General features: G+C 36.4%; 16 protein-coding genes, 1 riboswitch and 1 other annotated feature. Of the genes, 8 read left to right on the top strand and 8 right to left on the bottom strand.

Annotated elements, in window-relative coordinates; genetic code table 11:
• Positions 1-279 precede the first annotated feature (279 nt).
• Positions 280-1,557 carry a helix-turn-helix domain-containing protein gene (locus JOC83_RS18435; protein ID WP_205188853.1) on the top strand — a complete coding sequence of 426 codons (1,278 nt, stop codon included), beginning with the start codon at positions 280-282 and terminating at the stop codon, positions 1,555-1,557.
• A gap of 11 nt (positions 1,558-1,568) precedes the next feature.
• Positions 1,569-1,733 (top strand): hypothetical protein, encoded by a 165-nt coding sequence (locus tag JOC83_RS18430; protein WP_205188852.1) that lies wholly within the window; start codon positions 1,569-1,571, stop codon positions 1,731-1,733.
• 69 nt (positions 1,734-1,802) lie between these two features.
• Here the strand turns inward: JOC83_RS18430 and leuS are convergent, their stop codons facing one another.
• From leuS to JOC83_RS18405, 5 genes are all read right to left on the bottom strand, one after another.
• Positions 1,803-4,217, bottom strand: coding sequence for a leucine--tRNA ligase (leuS, locus tag JOC83_RS18425; protein ID WP_205188851.1), 2,415 nt, complete (start codon positions 4,215-4,217; stop codon positions 1,803-1,805).
• Positions 4,218-4,313: 96 nt separating this feature from the next.
• Positions 4,314-4,541 (bottom strand) — a binding site (T-box leader).
• 326 nt (positions 4,542-4,867) lie between these two features.
• Positions 4,868-6,190: a GntP family permease gene (locus JOC83_RS18420; protein ID WP_205188850.1), complete on the bottom strand. Its 1,323-nt coding sequence runs from the start codon at positions 6,188-6,190 to the stop codon at positions 4,868-4,870.
• Between the two features lie 246 nt (positions 6,191-6,436).
• Positions 6,437-7,636 carry an MDR family MFS transporter gene (locus JOC83_RS18415; protein WP_205188849.1) on the bottom strand — a complete coding sequence of 400 codons (1,200 nt, stop codon included), beginning with the start codon at positions 7,634-7,636 and terminating at the stop codon, positions 6,437-6,439.
• Positions 7,637-8,085: 449 nt separating this feature from the next.
• Complete coding sequence (locus tag JOC83_RS18410; protein ID WP_205188848.1) at positions 8,086-8,247, bottom strand: glycogen biosynthesis protein GlgD; 162 nt, start codon at positions 8,245-8,247, stop codon at positions 8,086-8,088.
• A 16-nt stretch (positions 8,248-8,263) separates the two neighbouring features.
• Entirely contained in the window at positions 8,264-8,527 is a 264-nt protein-coding gene (locus tag JOC83_RS18405; protein WP_205188847.1) for a YtzC family protein, read from the bottom strand.
• Positions 8,528-8,718: 191 nt separating this feature from the next.
• Between JOC83_RS18405 and mnmL the strand changes: the two genes are divergently transcribed.
• Positions 8,719-9,681, top strand: coding sequence for a tRNA modification radical SAM protein MnmL/YtqA (mnmL, locus tag JOC83_RS18400; RefSeq protein WP_205188846.1), 963 nt, complete (start codon positions 8,719-8,721; stop codon positions 9,679-9,681).
• Complete coding sequence (gene mnmM / locus JOC83_RS18395; protein ID WP_205188845.1) at positions 9,678-10,250, top strand: tRNA 5-(aminomethyl)-2-thiouridylate-methyltransferase MnmM; 573 nt, start codon at positions 9,678-9,680, stop codon at positions 10,248-10,250. The genes mnmL and mnmM overlap by 4 nt, the downstream gene beginning before the upstream one ends.
• Before the next feature lie 61 nt (positions 10,251-10,311).
• On the opposite strand, the gene JOC83_RS18390 is transcribed toward mnmM, so the two are convergent.
• Both JOC83_RS18390 and JOC83_RS18385 read right to left on the bottom strand, forming a co-directional pair.
• On the bottom strand, positions 10,312-11,373 hold the full coding sequence (locus JOC83_RS18390; RefSeq protein WP_205188844.1) for a tetraprenyl-beta-curcumene synthase family protein: 1,062 nt from the start codon (positions 11,371-11,373) through the stop codon (positions 10,312-10,314).
• A 43-nt stretch (positions 11,374-11,416) separates the two neighbouring features.
• On the bottom strand, positions 11,417-12,193 hold the full coding sequence (locus tag JOC83_RS18385) for an alpha/beta fold hydrolase (RefSeq protein ID WP_205188843.1): 777 nt from the start codon (positions 12,191-12,193) through the stop codon (positions 11,417-11,419).
• Positions 12,194-12,296: 103 nt separating this feature from the next.
• Here JOC83_RS18385 and JOC83_RS18380 point away from each other — a divergent pair, with 103 nt between their 5' ends.
• The 3 genes from JOC83_RS18380 to JOC83_RS18370 all read left to right on the top strand — a co-directional run bounded on the left by JOC83_RS18380 (position 12,297) and on the right by JOC83_RS18370 (position 14,978).
• Positions 12,297-12,806, top strand: a complete 510-nt coding sequence (locus JOC83_RS18380; protein WP_205188842.1) for a gamma carbonic anhydrase — start codon at positions 12,297-12,299, stop codon at positions 12,804-12,806.
• A gap of 412 nt (positions 12,807-13,218) precedes the next feature.
• The gene (locus JOC83_RS18375; RefSeq protein ID WP_205188841.1) at positions 13,219-13,752 is read left to right on the top strand and encodes a phosphatase PAP2 family protein; all 534 of its coding nucleotides are present in this window, start codon (positions 13,219-13,221) and stop codon (positions 13,750-13,752) included.
• Positions 13,753-13,832: 80 nt separating this feature from the next.
• Positions 13,833-14,978 carry a glycosyltransferase family 4 protein gene (locus tag JOC83_RS18370; protein ID WP_205188840.1) on the top strand — a complete coding sequence of 382 codons (1,146 nt, stop codon included), beginning with the start codon at positions 13,833-13,835 and terminating at the stop codon, positions 14,976-14,978.
• A gap of 39 nt (positions 14,979-15,017) precedes the next feature.
• Here JOC83_RS18370 and metK read toward each other — a convergent pair whose 3' ends face one another.
• A complete protein-coding gene (metK, locus tag JOC83_RS18365; RefSeq protein WP_205188839.1) occupies positions 15,018-16,220 on the bottom strand; it encodes a methionine adenosyltransferase in 1,203 nt (400 codons plus the stop codon).
• Positions 16,221-16,355: 135 nt separating this feature from the next.
• Positions 16,356-16,476, bottom strand: a riboswitch (SAM riboswitch).
• 463 nt (positions 16,477-16,939) lie between these two features.
• Between metK and pckA the strand changes: the two genes are divergently transcribed.
• On the top strand, positions 16,940-18,526 hold the full coding sequence (gene pckA, locus JOC83_RS18360) for a phosphoenolpyruvate carboxykinase (ATP) (protein ID WP_205188838.1): 1,587 nt from the start codon (positions 16,940-16,942) through the stop codon (positions 18,524-18,526).
• The last annotated feature ends 89 nt before the right edge of the window (positions 18,527-18,615 follow it).

Here is an 18,615-nt window from a genome sequence, read left to right as displayed (position 1 = left end):
ACTATCCACATACCCAAAATAGATTTTCTCTCTCTCTATTTTCATGCACTATTAGTAGATTGAGAAATTTTTAGTTATTTAGCCTTATATCGAAGCGAATTTTATACTAAAAAAGAAAGTTCTAGGTCTATAACAATGAGTCTTTAGTCTCTTTTTTATTTAACAGAAAATATAGAAAATATAGAAAAGGGCAGAAACGAGGGAAATCTCAAACAAATTTCGACTTTCAACTTTCAGATTTCATTGAAAAACCCTACATAAAGGAGTTTCTTTCTAACTATGCACTTACTAAACGATAACTTTGAAGTAAACATTGGTACCCTTATCTCCATTACACGTCAAGAAAAAGAAATGACCCAAGAAGAACTTGCAAAAGGTATTTGTTCCATTCCTTATTTAAGCAAGTTAGAAAACAATCGTATTGAAGCAAACGATGAGATTATTGCTCTCTTGTTAGAAAAGTTAGGCTATGACTATCGTTTAGTCATGAACGAGCAACAACTACTTAATGATGATGTCTTAAAATGGTATCAAGCAATGGTTGATCGAAGTAATGATGACGTACAAATATATGCTCAAAAATTAGAACAAAAAACGAAGAACATCTACAATATTACTCTTCTTAATAACTATCGACTGGCGCAATTTCGCTATTATTTATACGAAGAAAAGTTTCAAGAAGCTGAAAAGCTTATTGACTACTTTAATAAGGTTAAAAAGAAGTTGACCATCGTACAATCGTTATACCTTCATATGTTTTTAGGTCTGTATAATTGTTTACTTCACCATTATGTAGAAGGATTAGACATGCTGAAGGTTGCCGAAGAGATTAGTGAGAAGATTCGTTATAAAGAGCCTGAGCTTTCTTATAATTTAGCTCTTGTACATAGTTACCTACATCATCCCTCTTTAGCCATTATTTACGGACATGAAGCGCTCGAAAGATTAAATGCATCCTCTCTTTTCTTAAGAAGCTTAGATTGTCAGTTATTAATTGCTATTAACTATAAGAGAATCAAACAGTTTTCACAGGCTGAACAATTATTTAACAATATCCTGTTAACTGCTACAAAATTAAAGATGAGAGATATGCAATCATTTTGCTATCACAATCTTGGCAATTTATACAGTGAGCAGGGTCACCACCAAAAGGCAATTGCTCATTATGAAGAATGCTTATCGTTAAAAAAAGAAAACTCTTTTACGTACTTAAAAACTTCTTATTATCTTGCCAAGGAATTGGTTTCACAGGAAAAAAAAGAGACCGCTTTACTCATCGCTGAACAGTCTATTAAACTATTACAAACTATTAGCAATGGGAAAGAGTTAGAAATAAAGTTTCACCTTCTTTCTCTTGAAATAAGAGAAGATATTGAGGGATTAGAGGAGTATCTAGAGAACATAGCATTGCCTTTCTTTAAAATAAAAAATGATTTTCGCTATTTACTTACGTGTTATGAGCAATTAGCCCACATTCATTCTAACCGCTTTTCATACAAGAAAAGCAGTTATTATTATAAGCTTTGCAATGATATTAGAAAGAAATTAACAAATTAGGAGGAATTTCCATGAAAAAATTTATCATTGGATCTGTAACATTTACACTCGGTTTTGCTTTTGCTTCATTCGTTTCAACTTCGTTTCTACACTCTGCTGTGGATGAAGATCATCCTCGCTTTCACAATGTGATTGATGTTGCTGTGGATGAAGATCATCCTCGCTTCCATCGTTAATTATAAAAAAGGTGTCTAGATCAAGCATGTTATTGCTGATCCAGACACCTTTTTTCTTTTCAAATCATGTTAGTTTGCTACAATGTTTACTAATTTACCTGGAACAGCGATGACTTTTCTTACTGTTTTACCTTCAATGTACTCTTGTACATCTCCATCTGCCATTGCAATTTCTTGAAGCTGCTCTCTTGAAGCTTCTGTTGGTACACTTAGTTTCGCGCGTACTTTTCCGTTAATTTGAACAACAATTTCCACTTCATCATCGACTAATTTTCCTTCGTCAAATGCTGGCCATGCTTCATATGAAAGTGTGTTAGAATAACCTAACTTTTCCCATAGCTCTTCTGCAATGTGTGGACAAATTGGGGCAAGTAACTTTACAAATCCTTCAATATACTCTTTTGGAAGTACATCTACTTTATAAGCATCATTAACAAACACCATTAATTGTGAAATTCCTGTATTGAAGCGAAGAGCCTCGTAGTCTTCTGTCACCTTTTTAACAGTTTGGTGATAGACACGCTCTAATGATGTGTCTGTACTATCTTGAATTTTGCTGCTTAGTTTACCGTTTTCTTCTACGAATAAACGCCATACACGATCTAAGAAACGACGAGAGCCATCTAATCCTTTTTCAGACCATGCAATCGATGCATCAAGAGGCCCCATGAACATTTCGTATAAACGTAACGTATCTGCTCCATGACTTTGAACAATTTCGTCTGGATTCACAACGTTGCCTTTTGATTTACTCATCTTTTCATTGTTCTCACCAAGAATCATCCCTTGGTTAAATAGCTTTTGGAATGGTTCTTTTGTTGGTACCACACCGATATCATATAAGAATTTATGCCAGAAACGTGCGTATAGTAAGTGAAGAACCGCATGCTCTGCTCCACCGATATAAATATCAACCGGTAACCATTCGTTTAATTTCTCAGGTGCCGCTAAGTACTGATCATTTTTCGGATCAATATAGCGTAAGTAATACCAGCAGCTTCCTGCCCATTGCGGCATTGTATTTGTTTCACGACGTCCCTTTTTACCTGTTTCTGGATCTACAACATTAACCCAATCAGCAATGTTCGCTAACGGAGACTCACCTGTACCAGAAGGTTTAATTTCTGTTGTCTTTGGTAACATTAACGGAAGTTGTTCTTCTGGAACAGCTGTCATTGTACCATCTTCCCAATGAATTACTGGAATTGGCTCACCCCAATAACGCTGGCGGCTAAACAACCAATCGCGAAGACGATACGTAACTTGCTTTTCACCTTTGTTATGTTCAACAAGCCAAGCAATTGCTTTTGCAATACCGTCTTCTTTGTTTAAGCCATTTAAAAAGTCTGAATTAACGTGTTCACCATCACCTGTGTAGGCTTCTTTTGTGATATCTCCACCTGCTACTACTTCTTTAATTGGTAGATCGAATTCTTTTGCAAATTCAAAGTCACGCTCATCATGAGCAGGAACAGCCATAATTGCCCCTGTGCCGTAGCTAACAAGTACATAGTCTGCAATCCAAATTGGCATCTTTTCCCTATTGATTGGATTAATAGCATAAGCACCTGTAAAGACGCCCGTTTTTTCTTTCGCTAAATCTGTACGCTCAAGATCACTCTTCATTTTTACTTTTTCTAAATATGCTTGTACGGCTTCATTTTGTTCAGCTGTTGTAATCTTCTCCACAAGTTCATGTTCTGGTGCAAGAACAGCGTAAGTTGCTCCAAATAATGTATCAGGACGTGTTGTAAATACAGTAAATGTCTCATCATGACCATCAATATCAAAATGAACGTGTGCACCTTCTGAACGACCAATCCAGTTGCGTTGCATATCTTTAATACTTTCTGGCCAATCTAATTCTTCTAAATCTTCAAGTAAACGATCTGCATATGCTGTAATTTTTAGCATCCATTGTTTCATTGGACGGCGCTCTACTGGATGCCCTCCACGCTCACTTTTCCCATCAATGACTTCTTCATTTGCTAATACCGTTCCTAAGGCTGGACACCAGTTTACCGCTACTTCGTCAATATAAGCTAATCCTTTTTCATATAGCTTTAAGAAAATCCATTGCGTCCATTTATAGTAGCTTGGATCTGTTGTATTCACTTCACGATCCCAATCATAAGAGAACCCTAATGCTTTAATTTGACGGCGGAAATTATTAATATTTTGCTCTGTAAATTCAGCTGGGTCATTTCCAGTATCTAACGCATATTGCTCTGCCGGTAGACCAAATGCATCCCACCCCATTGGATGTAATACATTAAAGCCTTGCATACGCTTCATACGAGACAAGATATCCGTTGCCGTATATCCTTCTGGATGCCCTACATGAAGTCCTGCCCCTGATGGATAAGGAAACATGTCTAATGCATAAAATTTACGCTTTCCCTCGTCCTCTGTTGTTTTAAATGTTTGATTATTTTCCCATTGGTCTTGCCATTTTTTTTCAATTTGTTGATGGTTAAAAGCCATGATAATCCTCCTTATAATGGTAATCTATAAGCAAGTTCCTGCAGCTTACAACAGTCACTTTCACTTTTAATTCAAATAAAAAACCTCTCATCCCTAAAAAGGGACGAGAGGTTGAATTAACTTCCCGCGGTACCACCCACATTAGCGCAAACGTATTGCGCTCGCTCAAACTCCTTAACGCGGATGGACGACAAATGCTACTCTTATGCTGTTCGCATTTGCAACTCAAAAGGCGAGTTCATGAACGCACGTTTGTTGACTCGCACCACCCGTCAACTCTCTTTGCTCGTTTCGTTCACTACTATTCCTCATCATTGTTATTAGAATATATGTAGATTCCTATATGTATTGTAAATAATATGTTTCTAATCTGCAAGTTGTTCCTGTTATTTTATTAATAATATTTTTATTATTTCTTTTCTAGCTTCTTTTTATACTTTTGATTTGCTCTATTGTCAACTACCCACTACTTAACGACCTTACAGTCTGTTTGAAGTGGAAGTATCCTTGCCGATTTTTGATGAATGGTTTATTTTGAGATTTAGTATTTTACAACTATTAATTTTTTAACACAATGATAAAAAGACTGAGTCGAATGAAGCATTTCTCGCTCCTATTGACTCAGCCTCAAATGATCTATTTGTCTCTTATTAGATTCCTAAACCGAATGAGAATAAAATAATCGCAAGCATTAATCCAATTAATGGCACAATAACTGTCATCGCTGCCATTGGTAAATAGGCAGCTTTATGTGTGTCACCACAAATGGCTGTAATTGTCGTAACAACATATCCGTTATGTGGGAGAGAATCTAATACACCTGATGAAATGGCAACAACACGGTGGAGTGCTTCAGGGTTTACCCCAGCATCAATATAATGAGGAGCTAAAATTGGTAACGCAATCGCCTGCCCTCCTGAAGCTGAACCCGTCATACCTGCAATCACACTAACTGCAATTGCTCCACCAATCAATGGGCTTCCTGGAATGTTTGTCATAGCCTCTACTGCCACAGCAAATGCTGGTACAGCTTTAGCCACCCCACCAAAGCCAACAACAGCAGCTGTGTTACCAATTGCAATAAGCGCTCCTAGCGTTCCTTCAGATATTGCACTCCAAAAGTTCTTAAAGTATTTACGATTCAATAAGTAAGTAGCAATGACTCCACCCGATAATGCAACAATAAGTGCTGATTGTTTTAATGAGTCATGGAAAACAAACGAGATAACTAATACAACAAGTAAAGGAATTAAACTTACTAATGGATTTGGCAATTCCGCTCCTTCTACGATAGTTGGATCGTTTTTGCGTTCCACGAACTTCTCGCCACTTTTTACAGCTTTTCCGATTAGACGCTTTAGCCACCAGTAGCCAAAAACCGCCATTAATACACCCACAATTAAGCTAACTTCCCATCCCGCATAAGGAGTTGTTCCAAGGTATTCAATTGGAATCCAGTTTTGAATCTCTGGAGATCCCGCTGAAGTCATTGTAAATGTAACAGAACCAAATCCTAACGCAGCTGGGATAAACCGACGTGGTAAATCTGCCTGTCTAAATAAGCTAACGGCCATTGGATAAACAGAGAACGCAACAACAAATAAGCTTACACCGCCATATGTTAAAATTGCACAGGCTAATACAATCGCAAGTACAGCTCGTTTCATACCTAGTTTATCTACTACCCATTTTGAAACACTATCTGCTGCACCGCTATCTTCCATTACTTTTCCAAATATAGCTCCTAGTAAGAACATTAAATACCAAGAAGCAACAAACCCAGTGAATCCGGACATATAGTTACCCACAAAGTTTGCTTCCCCTTCACCTACTAATTGAGGAAAAAGTGGTAAACCGCTGAAAAGGGCTACAAATAATGCACACAATGGACCTGCAATAAGCAAGTTCATTCCGCGCATGGTCAATACAATAAGTAATACAAGCCCCCCAATTAACCCAATCATACTAAGCATTTGTTCATCCCCCTATAAGTTGTCTGTCTTTCCTTAACACAAAGAAAGCGCTTGCAAAATTAACTGCGTCGCAGCCTCCTTTCAAGTGCTTGCCACAGTCTATATTATAGTATTAAGAATTTAATCAGTAAATTCTTAATTTTCTAACCTATTATCTTTTTTTATATGCTTTTTTTCTACTAAAAAATCTCTGTACCCTTATCTAATGTATAGATAAAGTACAGAGATTTCTTTTCATTCAAGCTATTACGTTGAAACAGGCTTTGTAATCATTTCGTCTTGGTAAACTTTCTTTAGTTTTTTATCGTAAATGGCTGTTGGAATTAATGAGCATACTAGAACAACCATTAGGACATAGAACAATGTATGAATAGTAGAGAAGTCAACGAATAATCCACCAATCACAGGCCCTAACATTCTTCCACCGGTTGCTGTACTATTTACAACACCTTGATAAAATCCTTCTTTTCCTTTTGGCGCTAACTGACTTGCTACAGTCGGAACAGCTGGCCACACAAACATTTCTCCAATTGTTAAAACAACCATCGCTAAAACAAAATGTGTAAAGGTTGTCGCAACTGATACCATACCAAAAGAAAGAATAAAGATAACCGTACCAATTAAAATTTGCACTTTTAATGTTTTGGCAAAAAACTTTACTACAGGTAGGATAAATGGTTGACCGACTACAATTAATACACCATTAATTGTCCAAAGCATGCTATATTGCGCAAGGGAAATATCAATATTTCGAGTATGTGCTGCAATAGTCGATTGCCATTGAACATATGCCATCCAACATAATAAATAACCAACACATAGCATAAGTAATGCAGCAAATTTTGCTCGGTCTTGAACAGGTTTTGCTTCATTCAAGACACTCGTTTGCTTCGTATGAGTGGTTGTAATATGACGATACGCAACAAAAGCAATAATGAAGAATATCAAATACATAAATGCATTTGCCACAAAAATATAGGTGAATGAATAAGAAGCAACTAATCCCCCAAGAGCCGCTCCAATCGCAACACCTGCGTTTTGTGCCACATACATGGCATTGAACGCTTTTCTTCCACCTTCTGGCCAAACGGTTCCAGCCATTGCGTACATAGATGGAAACACCATACCAGATCCAAATCCAACGATAATAAGCAAGATGACATAAGTTGGCCATCCATGAAAGAAAATCAAGCCAATTAACGCCATCAATGTAATCGAAATTCCAACAATAATGGATTTATACCCTCCGACTTTATCAAAAAGAGTTCCACCAATTAGATTTCCAACAACACTTGCTCCTGCATTCAACATCAATACAAATCCAGCAACAGACAATGACTTTCCAAGATGTTCATGTATGTAGATTGTATTCAATGGCCAAAGAAACGAAGCACCTGTTACATTGATGAGCATTCCAATGACTAAAAGCCATAACGCTTTTGGCATATATGCTCTCTCCTTTATTAAACAATTCTTTTTAGCTGGGCAATATATCTCTCCTATAGGCCCTTTCATACTTAATTAAAAGTCGTAGGCTCAAGGCAACGACTTTCAACATTCGATTTATTTTATTAACAAAACAAGAACTGGTTTATTTCGAAAACCAAAATAAATTGTAGTCTTTTGTTTGGCTTTTCGCAACCTCTTTTTCGTAAAAAGAGTATTAAAAAAACAATGCAAATTCTTTTAATTTTCAACCCCTGCATTTACTACTCATTATTTATACACTAGGTTTTTCAAGATCGGCTTAATCATTACTTTTCAAAGAAACACCCTTGCATCCTATTGTATCTTTACACGTATCGATAACGGCTCCTTACAAAAAAACTTAAACTAAAAAAACGCCCATTGTATGAACGAACTTCCATTCATACAATTGACGCTTTTTCAATCTCTTACTTAAATGCTTTATTCGATTTTGCAGGTTGAGCAAGCTTACTATTTTTTTGTTTCAATTCTTTAACTGGATCAAAGTCTTTTCCTACCTCAATATCATTACTGTTCATACCATTTTTTGTTTTTTGCTCTGGGTTATTTTGCTTTGAACGTTTCTTCATATAATAGCCCCCTGTTTTAATGTTCTGTCACAATCATTTCATTTTGTAATTGTTGAATTTGTAATCTCATTCGGTATAACTGCTCGCGTTGTTGAGGATTTGCGCTATGAGCTAACTCTTCTAACTCTTTGTACGCGTTTTCTAATCCTAATTGGGCGCTAGTATATTCTGTACCATTATAATGCTCTTGCTGCATACCATTTTGAAGCTGTTCTTTTGCAAAACACATTGCATCTTCACATTGTTGCATTAATTTATCAACCGATTGACGAGTTGCCATTTAATTACCTCCATTTAAAAAACATAATAAAGCGGCTCTCAACACTATTTTGTGCAAAATCATCGTTGTTTACGACAGCATTTTTATATAGAAGAAACTGCTAATAAAATTTTCATTTGGATATACTTTTTGTTTTTGATAAAATTTGTTGATGTATGCTTTTATTTTGTCTTAAAAAGGAGCTTAATCACTTGAAACAGCATAATCCGTTTCTCTATACAACCGAAAATAAGCGTTACCATACATGGAATTATCATTTACGTCAAACCTTTGGCCATAAAGTATTCAAAGTAGCACTTGATGGAGGATTTGATTGTCCCAACCGTGATGGCACTGTTGCACATGGTGGCTGTACGTTTTGTAGTGCCGCTGGATCTGGAGACTTCGCCGGGAATCGTATAGATGATCTTGTTACACAATTTGATGAAATTAAAAATAAAATGCATGATAAATGGAAAAATGGAAAGTACATGGCTTATTTTCAAGCCTTCACCAATACTCATGCTCCTGTTGATGTGTTGCGTGAAAAATATGAAGCTGTTCTCAACCTTCCTGGTGTTGTGGGCCTTTCTATTGCTACACGACCAGACTGTTTACCTGATGACGTGGTAGAGTATTTAGCTGAACTAAATGAACGCACTTATTTATGGGTAGAACTTGGACTTCAAACTGTTCATGAGCGAACATCTTTATTGATTAATCGTGCTCACAATCATCAATGTTATGTAGAGGGTGTGAATAAACTTCGTAAACATGGAATTCGCGTTTGTTCTCATATTATTAATGGGCTACCACTTGAAACACCAGAAATGATGATGGAAACGGCTCGTGAAGTAGCTAAACTTGATGTACAAGGCATTAAAATTCATTTATTACATTTACTAAAAGGAACACCAATGGTAAAGCAGTACGAAAAAGGCTTGGTTGAGTTTTTAACTTTTGATGATTACGTCAATCTTGTATGTGATCAGTTAGAGATTTTACCTCCTGAAATGATTGTTCACCGCATTACAGGGGATGGACCTATTGATTTGATGATTGGCCCTATGTGGAGTGTAAATAAATGGGGAGTATTAAATGCGATTGACCATGAACTTGTTCGGAGAAATAGCTATCAAGGGAAGTATTTTGAAAAGGAAGTGATAGCGCCATGAAATTAGAACGTATCTTACCTTTTGCTCGTACGGTATTAGAACGAGCAGTTCATCCAGGTGATATAGTTGTGGATGCAACAATTGGAAATGGACATGATACATTGTTTTTGAGCAATTTAATTGGGGAACACGGACATGTGTATGGATTCGATGTGCAGCAAGACGCTTTAGAAAAAACAGCTAAGCGGCTACAAGAGCATAGTGTCTATGATCGTGTAACGTTATTCCATGCTAGTCATGAACAATTTTCTGCTTTCGTTCCCCCCTCCTTAAAAGGAAAAGTAACAGGAGCTATTTTTAATTTAGGGTATTTACCAGGTGGGGACAAAGACATTGTGACCACTCCTGATTCTACTATTAAAGCGATTGAACAATTAATTGACTGGCTTGCACCAGAGGGCGTCATTGTTCTCGTTATTTACCATGGACATGCAGAGGGAAAAGTAGAAAAACAAGCGTTACTTCAATATGTTCAACAGCTTGATCAGACATTGGTTCATGTTCTTCAATATCAATTCATTAATCAGCAAAACAATCCTCCATTTATTGTAGCCATCGAGAAGAGATAGAAGGTACTGTGAAGATGATTGCATGAACTAAGTCACAATGAGCATTTTTACTCATTGTGACTTAGCTTCTAGATAACATTCGATAAAGTCGTCCATTTACATAAAAGAAATAACTAAGCTTTCCACCTGATTTAATCAGTTGCTTCGCCTTCGTGTGAACCTCTTTCTGACTTCTTACCTTATCATCGGATAAATACACGCCTAATAATCCTCGATTGATAAAACGATGAAAACTTTCATTTGGCAAACCTTTTATATGAGAATCAGCTTCTGTTACAAAGTGTAAAAATCGCTCCATCATTGATTCATAATGAGGATAGTAAAAACAAAAATTCAAGTCTCCTCCTGCTTTATCTTCTTCTTGGTCAATGAAATAATCTAATAAAATATGCAGTCCTTGTATATAAGGGAAATAACCACTTTTCACCTTTAGTGCTTGCTCTTCTGTAAAGGTAGATTGAAAACTGTAGGCGACTAAACAAAAAATGCCGAGAGTTGATCCTGAACATGCGGAAAACTCGTACCATTCCATTTTAGGGAGATTTTTTTTGTACGAAGAAAACCAACTTTCTAAACGTGGTACACGCTCTTCCACTTTGACATGTTTATGTACTTGCAAATCACAATAGTAAGCTGCTAATTCTAAAAGGTGTTTGGAAACAGTCGGATAGTGTAACGTATTGGTTAATACTTGTTGACATGTTTGAACCAATGCAGCTAAATATCCACCATCATCTTGATCTTCACGAAATCGATAATAGTTGCGTAAAGGAGCTCCTATTGTTAATGCATCAGGCATGGATTCATGCAAAGCAGCAAAATCATGAGGGTCTAATGAATTACTTCGATCGCACAAATTATCCAAATAATCACTAATGGTTTGATACGCGACAATAAAACGTACACACTCACTCATATGTTCTTTTGCTAAAATAGCAAGAATGCCTCCACCTTCACAATGAAACGTTTTTTCATTGATACTTGCAAGTGCTTGTTTTCGAAGCTCATCATTTGGAATCTTTTCTGCAAACGCTCTCCAATGCGCTAACTCTTTATGAACAATTGGCAATATATCTTTGTACACTCTCTTCATTAACCAAAAAGGATGAGAAGGAATTTTCATCGTATTAATCACCTCAAATTTAGATCACCAGCATGGTAATTACCTATATGTGAAGGTCCACAAAGCTTTTGGCATAAGCAAAAACTTGCTCTCTTTCTGGTTCGTTAAAGATTTCATGATATAGAGATGTCCATTCTTTATACGTTTTTTCACTTAAGTCGACTTCATCAAACCATTGCTTTACAATTAGCTTCTCGATAATTTTGTCTTCTCCTGCTTGCATTAATAAAATTGGTACATCGGGTGTTTTCTCTACTTCGCGAAAAGCCATATTCATTGCATGCATTAACTCTCGATACCAACGTACAGATACTTTTGTTACATATAACGAATCATTTTGATCTTCATCCATAATTTCCTTGTTTCTTGTTACTTTATCAACCGTTAATATCGTATTAAATAACATGCTTGGCATTAATTTATTTAATCCTTTTGATAATAAATCAACATAAGCTGGGGGATGCTCTTTTAAACCTAAACAAGGGGATGATAAAATGGCTCCCCACACCGGTAGTTTTTTTTCTTGCAATGTACGAATGACAGCAAGGCCTCCCATGCTATGACCTAATAAAAAGATTGGCAAATCATATGTTTGAGCTTCTCGTACCCACGTATCAATCTCTTCTATATACTCATCAAATGATTTAATATGCCCTCTTCTTCTTGTTGTCATTCCTTGTCCAGGAAGGTCTCCCATAATGACATGCATACCGACGGAGCGCCACATTTCAATTAGCCAACGATAACGACCATGGTGTTCCGATGCTCCGTGTACCATGACTATTACACCTTTAGGGTTTTCAGCTTCCCATTTCCTCATAAAAGCTACTTCCTTTCTTTTGTTTACTCACTTCAAAAAACTTTGTACACTTACATTAGAAGATTTATTCATTTTTTTCAACTACTATAAAGGGGATGACGATATGATTTATCCATACAAAGACAAAACACCTATTATTTCATCAAGCGTCTATATTGCTGATTATGTAACCATTACAGGTGATGTTTCAATTGGAGAAGAAAGTAGCATTTGGTTTAACACCGTTATCCGCGGTGATGTAGCTCCTACCATTATTGGTAATCGCGTCAACATCCAAGATCAATCAACCCTTCACCAAAGTCCAGACAATCCACTTATCATTGAAGACGACGTAACCGTTGGGCACCAAGTTATCTTACATAGCGCTATTCTTCGAAAAAATTCCTTAATTGGGATGGGGTCCATTATTTTAGATGGAGCTGAAGTTGGTGAAGGTGCTTTTATTGGTGCCGGAAGTCTTGTACCACCTGGGAAAAAAATTCCCCCTAACACACTTGCTCTTGGAAGACCAGCGAAAGTGATACGTGAACTCACAGACGATGATCGAAAAGACATGGACCGTATCCGAAAAAGCTACGTTGAAAAAGGCCAATATTATCGTTCATTAAAATAAATAATCTCTTTTCTCATTATAAATCAGTGCGTCAAATAGAACAAAAGGTGCTCTCAAAATTACGAAAAAAGACTGCCTTCTTTTTTTACACCGTCACAATGCACTGACTCCCTTTTCTCTATATTGTATAACAACTTTTCATAACCTATAAGTAAGACCTATGCCTTGCTTATAGGTTGTTTGAACAATTAGATATAATCATCGAATTAAAAGGCTTTTTACGGCTAAAATACTGTCACCTCAATCTCCTCCTACCAACGCTAAAATAGATGATATACCTATCCATTTATCGCTTTAGGCTTTTCAACCCAATCTCATCTAAATTTTCTATTAATTTACACTACCTTATTACTTCCTAAACATTTCCCTCTTAAAATAAAAGTAACACTTTTTTATTAAAGGGGACTTAAAAATGAGAACCAAGTTAATTCGCCAACTATATGATTTTGAGTGCTATGTATTTAGAAGTGTTAATAAACATTTTGATCGTAAACTAGCTAATGTTTATTTTCGCACTGTTACACATCTAGGTGGAGCAACTTTTACAATTGCTACAGTATTAGCTATGTTATTAGTCATGAAAGGACCTTTAAAGATGATTGCTGTAGCTAGCGCTATCTCACTTGCAATCAGTCATATTCCTGTAGCAATCTTAAAACGTATCTATCCTCGAAAAAGACCCTATTTACAAATCGAAAATACAAAAGTATTAGAGAATCCTTTAAAAGACCACTCATTTCCTTCTGGTCACACAACAGCTATCTTTTCAGTATCAATTCCCTTTATTTTCTACTTACCATCTCTTGCTATGATGTTATTACCATTTGCATTAAGTGTAGGGTTATCTCGTATTTATTTAGGGCTTCATTATCCAACGGATGTTGGTGCCGGCATGATTCTTGGAACTTCAGTCGGTATATTATCTCTTTACTTTCTTACGATATAAAGAAATATATACAAACTTTATTTATTTCAAAGAATAGATAGATATGCACAACCATCATTGAATGGATAGGGGGAGATAGAATGAAAGTGGCTTTGTTTACAGATACATTTATACCTGATGTAAACGGTGTGGCAAAAACGTTAGCTAAATTAACAAATTATTTTGAGCACCAAAAAATAGATTATCAAGTTTTTGCTCCTGAAAGTATTAACGAAGACTTATTTTCAAAGCAGATTCATCGCTTTATAAGTTTGCCTTTTTTTCTATATCCTGAGTGCCGCTTGGCTTTACCAAACATGCTAAAAATTAAAACACAGCTACAAGAGTTTCAACCAGATATCATCCATATCGCTACCCCTTTTAATATTGGACTCTGCGGTTTGCATTACGCCAAAAAAATGAATATTCCAATTGTAGGCTCGTATCATACTGATTTTGAACAATATTTGTCTTATTATGACTTGAACTTCCTATCTCCTTTTTTATGGAAATATATGAAATGGTTTCACCAACCATTAGAACGTATCTTTGTACCTTCTCAAGCAACAAAAGATCATCTGCAAAGCAAAGGCTTTACAAATCTTTCGATTTGGTCACGCGGTGTAGATCACACATTATTTCACCCTCACTATGATCGGTTTGATGTGAGGATTAAATACAACATCAAAAAGCCTTATATCTTAACGTACGTTGGACGACTTGCGCCTGAAAAAAATTTAAATACCTTTATGGAAATTGCAAAATCTATGCCTCCTCATATTCGACATAAAATTCACTGGCTAATTGTTGGAGATGGACCTTTGAAAGAACAGCTTCAAAAAGAATCTCTTGAGCATATGACATTCACTGGTTTCCTTCAAGGTGAACACCTTGCAAAAGTGTATGCTGCTTCTGATTTATTTGTTTTCCCTTCAGCAACCGAAACCTTTGGAAATGTTGTACTAGAATCTCTTGCTTGTGGAACACCAGTGGTTGGTGCAAATGCTGGTGGTGTAAAAACCATTGTTCAACAAGGGCGAAACGGTTATCTTTGCAACCCTAACTCAGTACAAGAGTTTGTGCATCATATTGTAGAACTGTTAGAGGATCTTCATAAGCGAATTCATTTTGGACATCAAGGCCGGAATTATGCATTAACTCAAACGTGGGATAGCATCTTTGAACGCTTATTAATGGAATATGAAGAAGCCTTAATAAATAGAAAGCAGTCTATTCAACTCGCATAAAAAAACAAGCCCTCCTTTAAAGGAGGGCTTGTTTTTTTATTAGTTACCTAATGCAGCTGTTTTTAGTGCTTGTGCTTTGTCAGTACGCTCCCAAGGAACATCAATATCTGTACGACCGAAGTGACCGTATGCAGCTGTTTGTTTGTAAATTGGACGACGAAGATCAAGCATTTTAATAATACCTGCTGGGCGAAGGTCAAAGTTGTTACGAACTGCTTCTACTAACACTTCTTCAGAAACTTGACCTGTACCAAATGTATCAATTGAAATTGATACTGGTTGAGCAACACCAATTGCATATGCTAATTGAACTTCACATTTATCAGCAAGACCTGCAGCTACGATGTTTTTCGCAACGTAACGAGCCGCATATGCAGCAGAACGGTCTACTTTTGTTGCATCTTTACCAGAGAATGCTCCACCACCGTGACGAGCATAACCACCGTAAGTATCTACGATGATTTTACGGCCTGTTAAACCAGCATCACCTTGAGGACCACCGATTACGAAACGACCAGTTGGGTTAATGAAATATTTTGTATTTTCATCAATTAATTCTTGAGGAACAACTGGGTTAATTACATACTCTTTTAAATTACGTTGAATTTGCTCTAACGTAATTTCTGGGTGGTGTTGAGTTGAAATAACAATTGTGTCAATACGAACTGGCTTGTTATTTTCATCGTATTCAACTGTTACTTGTGTTTTTCCATCTGGACGAAGGTAAGGAAGAATTTCTTCTTTACGAACTTCTGTTAGGCGTCGAGCTAATTTATGAGCTAAAGAAATTGGAAGAGGCATTAATTCCTTTGTCTCGTTACAAGCAAAACCAAACATTAAACCTTGGTCACCTGCACCGATTGCTTCAATTTCCTCGTCAGTCATTTGACCTTCACGAGCTTCTAAAGCTTTATCAACACCCATTGCAATATCAGCAGATTGCTCATCAATTGATGTTAAAACAGCGCAAGTTTCAGCATCGAAACCATATTTTGCACGCGTGTAGCCAATTTCTTTAATTGTTTCACGCACCGTTTTTGGAATATCTACATACGTAGATGTTGTAATCTCACCACTTACTAATACTAAACCAGTTGTAACACTTGTTTCACAAGCTACACGAGCATTTGGATCTTTTGCTAAAATTGCATCAAGAATAGAGTCAGAAATTTGGTCACAAATTTTATCTGGGTGGCCTTCTGTTACAGATTCTGACGTAAATAAACGACGTTTCGTTGACATCAATTTTCCTCCTTTAATACAGTTGCATAGTGATACGGTACTCATTTCCCTTTATATTGTTTATAAAAACAATTGAAAATATAAAAAACCTTTCCTAAATTCGAGGAAAGGTATCAAATTCAACTTAGCCTTTCACTCTTATCGATCAAGGTCATGCCTTGCATCAGGTTAGCACCTTATCACCTAAATATGTAAAAAAATGGTGATGGTTGCTGGGTTTCATAGGGCCTGTCCCTCCACCAGCTCGGGATAAGAGAGTATCCGTTCAATGACATATCATACCCTATTTTCCTTTGTAGTGTCAACCTTGTTCAAATAATTTTATTCATGTTTTTACTTTTGAAAGTTGGCCCATTCTTTACGTCTATATCAAAATAAATGTTCCTTTTTCCTTACTCATTTGAAATTCTCTTTTCATAAAGCATGAACTTCCCTCTACTTTGAATAGATATTCTACATCCATTATAAAAAGTATGCTAAAAATACAATTTTTTCAACGAATTATGTTGAAGTATTATTGAAAGCGCTTTAAAATGTATTTGTCATACAAGTTTATCTAGACAATTTAGCTAGAAAATAAAAATGATGAGTTAGTCCAAGCCTATTTTTACATTATATATAAACAATTTTAGATAATTAGTATAGACTATTAATATAAATGTGTTATACTATTTATGAATTTATTGTATCGCAACAAAAAACAAAGGATGGTATTGCAAATGAGTACAGTGGATATGTCTATTGAGTTATCTGAACTACTTAAACTACAAACAATTCAACAGAACCTTTCTGTGCCTCAACTCGTAGAGAGAGTGCTACAACGCAGTGAAGGAACATTAACGTCTACAGGTGCTGTACGTGTAGAGACTGGAAAATATACAGGACGCTCTCCAGAAGACAAATTTATCGTAGAAGAAGAAGCGACTAAGCATTTGATTGATTGGGGTAAAGTGAACAAACCATTTTCTGCTGAGAAATTTGATTCTTTATATAAAAAGGTTTTAGCATACTTAAAGGAAAAAGATGAATTATTCGTTTTTAACGGCTATGCAGGTGCCGATGTAAAATACACTCTTCCAATTCGTGTAATTAATGAATACGCGTGGCATAACCTATTTGCTCATCAATTATTTATCCGTCCAACTGACAACAATGAAACTTCTCAATCTGCTGAATTTACGATTGTATCAGCTCCAAACTTTAAAGCTGATCCAGTTGTAGATGGTACAAATTCTGAAACGTTTATTATTATCTCTTTTGAACGCAAAGTGATTTTAATTGGTGGTACTGAATACGCAGGTGAAATGAAAAAGTCCATCTTCTCAGTTATGAATTTCCTTCTTCCTCAACAAGATATTTTATCTATGCATTGTTCAGCTAACGTAGGCAATGAAGGTGATGTTGCATTATTCTTTGGATTATCAGGAACGGGGAAAACAACATTATCTGCTGATGCAAATAGACGATTAATTGGAGATGATGAGCACGGCTGGTCAAACTCTGGCGTATTTAACGTTGAAGGTGGTTGCTATGCAAAGTGTATCAATCTATCAGAAGAAAAAGAGCCACAAATCTTCAATTCTATTCGATTTGGTGCCGTCCTTGAAAATGTGACGATTGATTATGATACAAGATTAGCAGATTACGATGATAATTCGTTAACAGAAAACACACGTGCAGCATACCCGCTTCAAGCAATGGATAACATCGTAGATCCAAGTGTTGCTGGCCATCCGACAGCCATTGTATTTTTAACAGCTGATGCGTTTGGTGTGTTACCTCCAATCAGCAGGTTAACTAAAGAACAAGCAATGTATCACTTTTTAAGCGGTTACACTAGTAAGCTTGCTGGAACCGAGCGTGGTGTTACATCTCCAGAAGCTACATTCTCTACATGCTTTGGAGCTCCTTTCTTACCTTTGCCGGCAACAACATATGCTGAAATGCTAGGAAAGAAAATTGATGAACATAATGTAAGCGTGTACCTCGTTAACACTGGATGGACTGGTGGAGAGTATGGAGTTGGAGAACGAATGAAATTACGCTATACACGCGCTATGGTTCAAGCAGCTTTAGAAGGTGAACTCGATAGCGCTGAGACAGTGAAAGATTCTATATTCGGCTTAGAGATCCCTATTCATGTTCCTGGTGTACCTGATGAAGTACTACAGCCAGCAAAAGCATGGGCAGATGGTGCAGAATATGAAGTAAAAGCAAAAGAATTAGCTTCTAAGTTTAAAGAAAACTTCAAGAAATTCTCGAATGTTCCAAGTATTATTAAAGATGCTGGCGGTCCATTAACATAATCGTTATCCATTAACATGGAAGCGTTTTGTCTTAAAAGCAAACAGCGTCCCGATTTGACGAAACGAGTAAAAGTCGCTTACCTAAGCAT

Origin of the sequence: Priestia iocasae, assembly GCF_016909075.1 — a bacterium.
Lineage (GTDB): Bacteria > Bacillota > Bacilli > Bacillales > Bacillaceae_H > Priestia > Priestia iocasae.
Note: the sequence above shows the minus strand (reverse complement) of the source record. Positions and strands in the feature narration are given on the sequence as shown.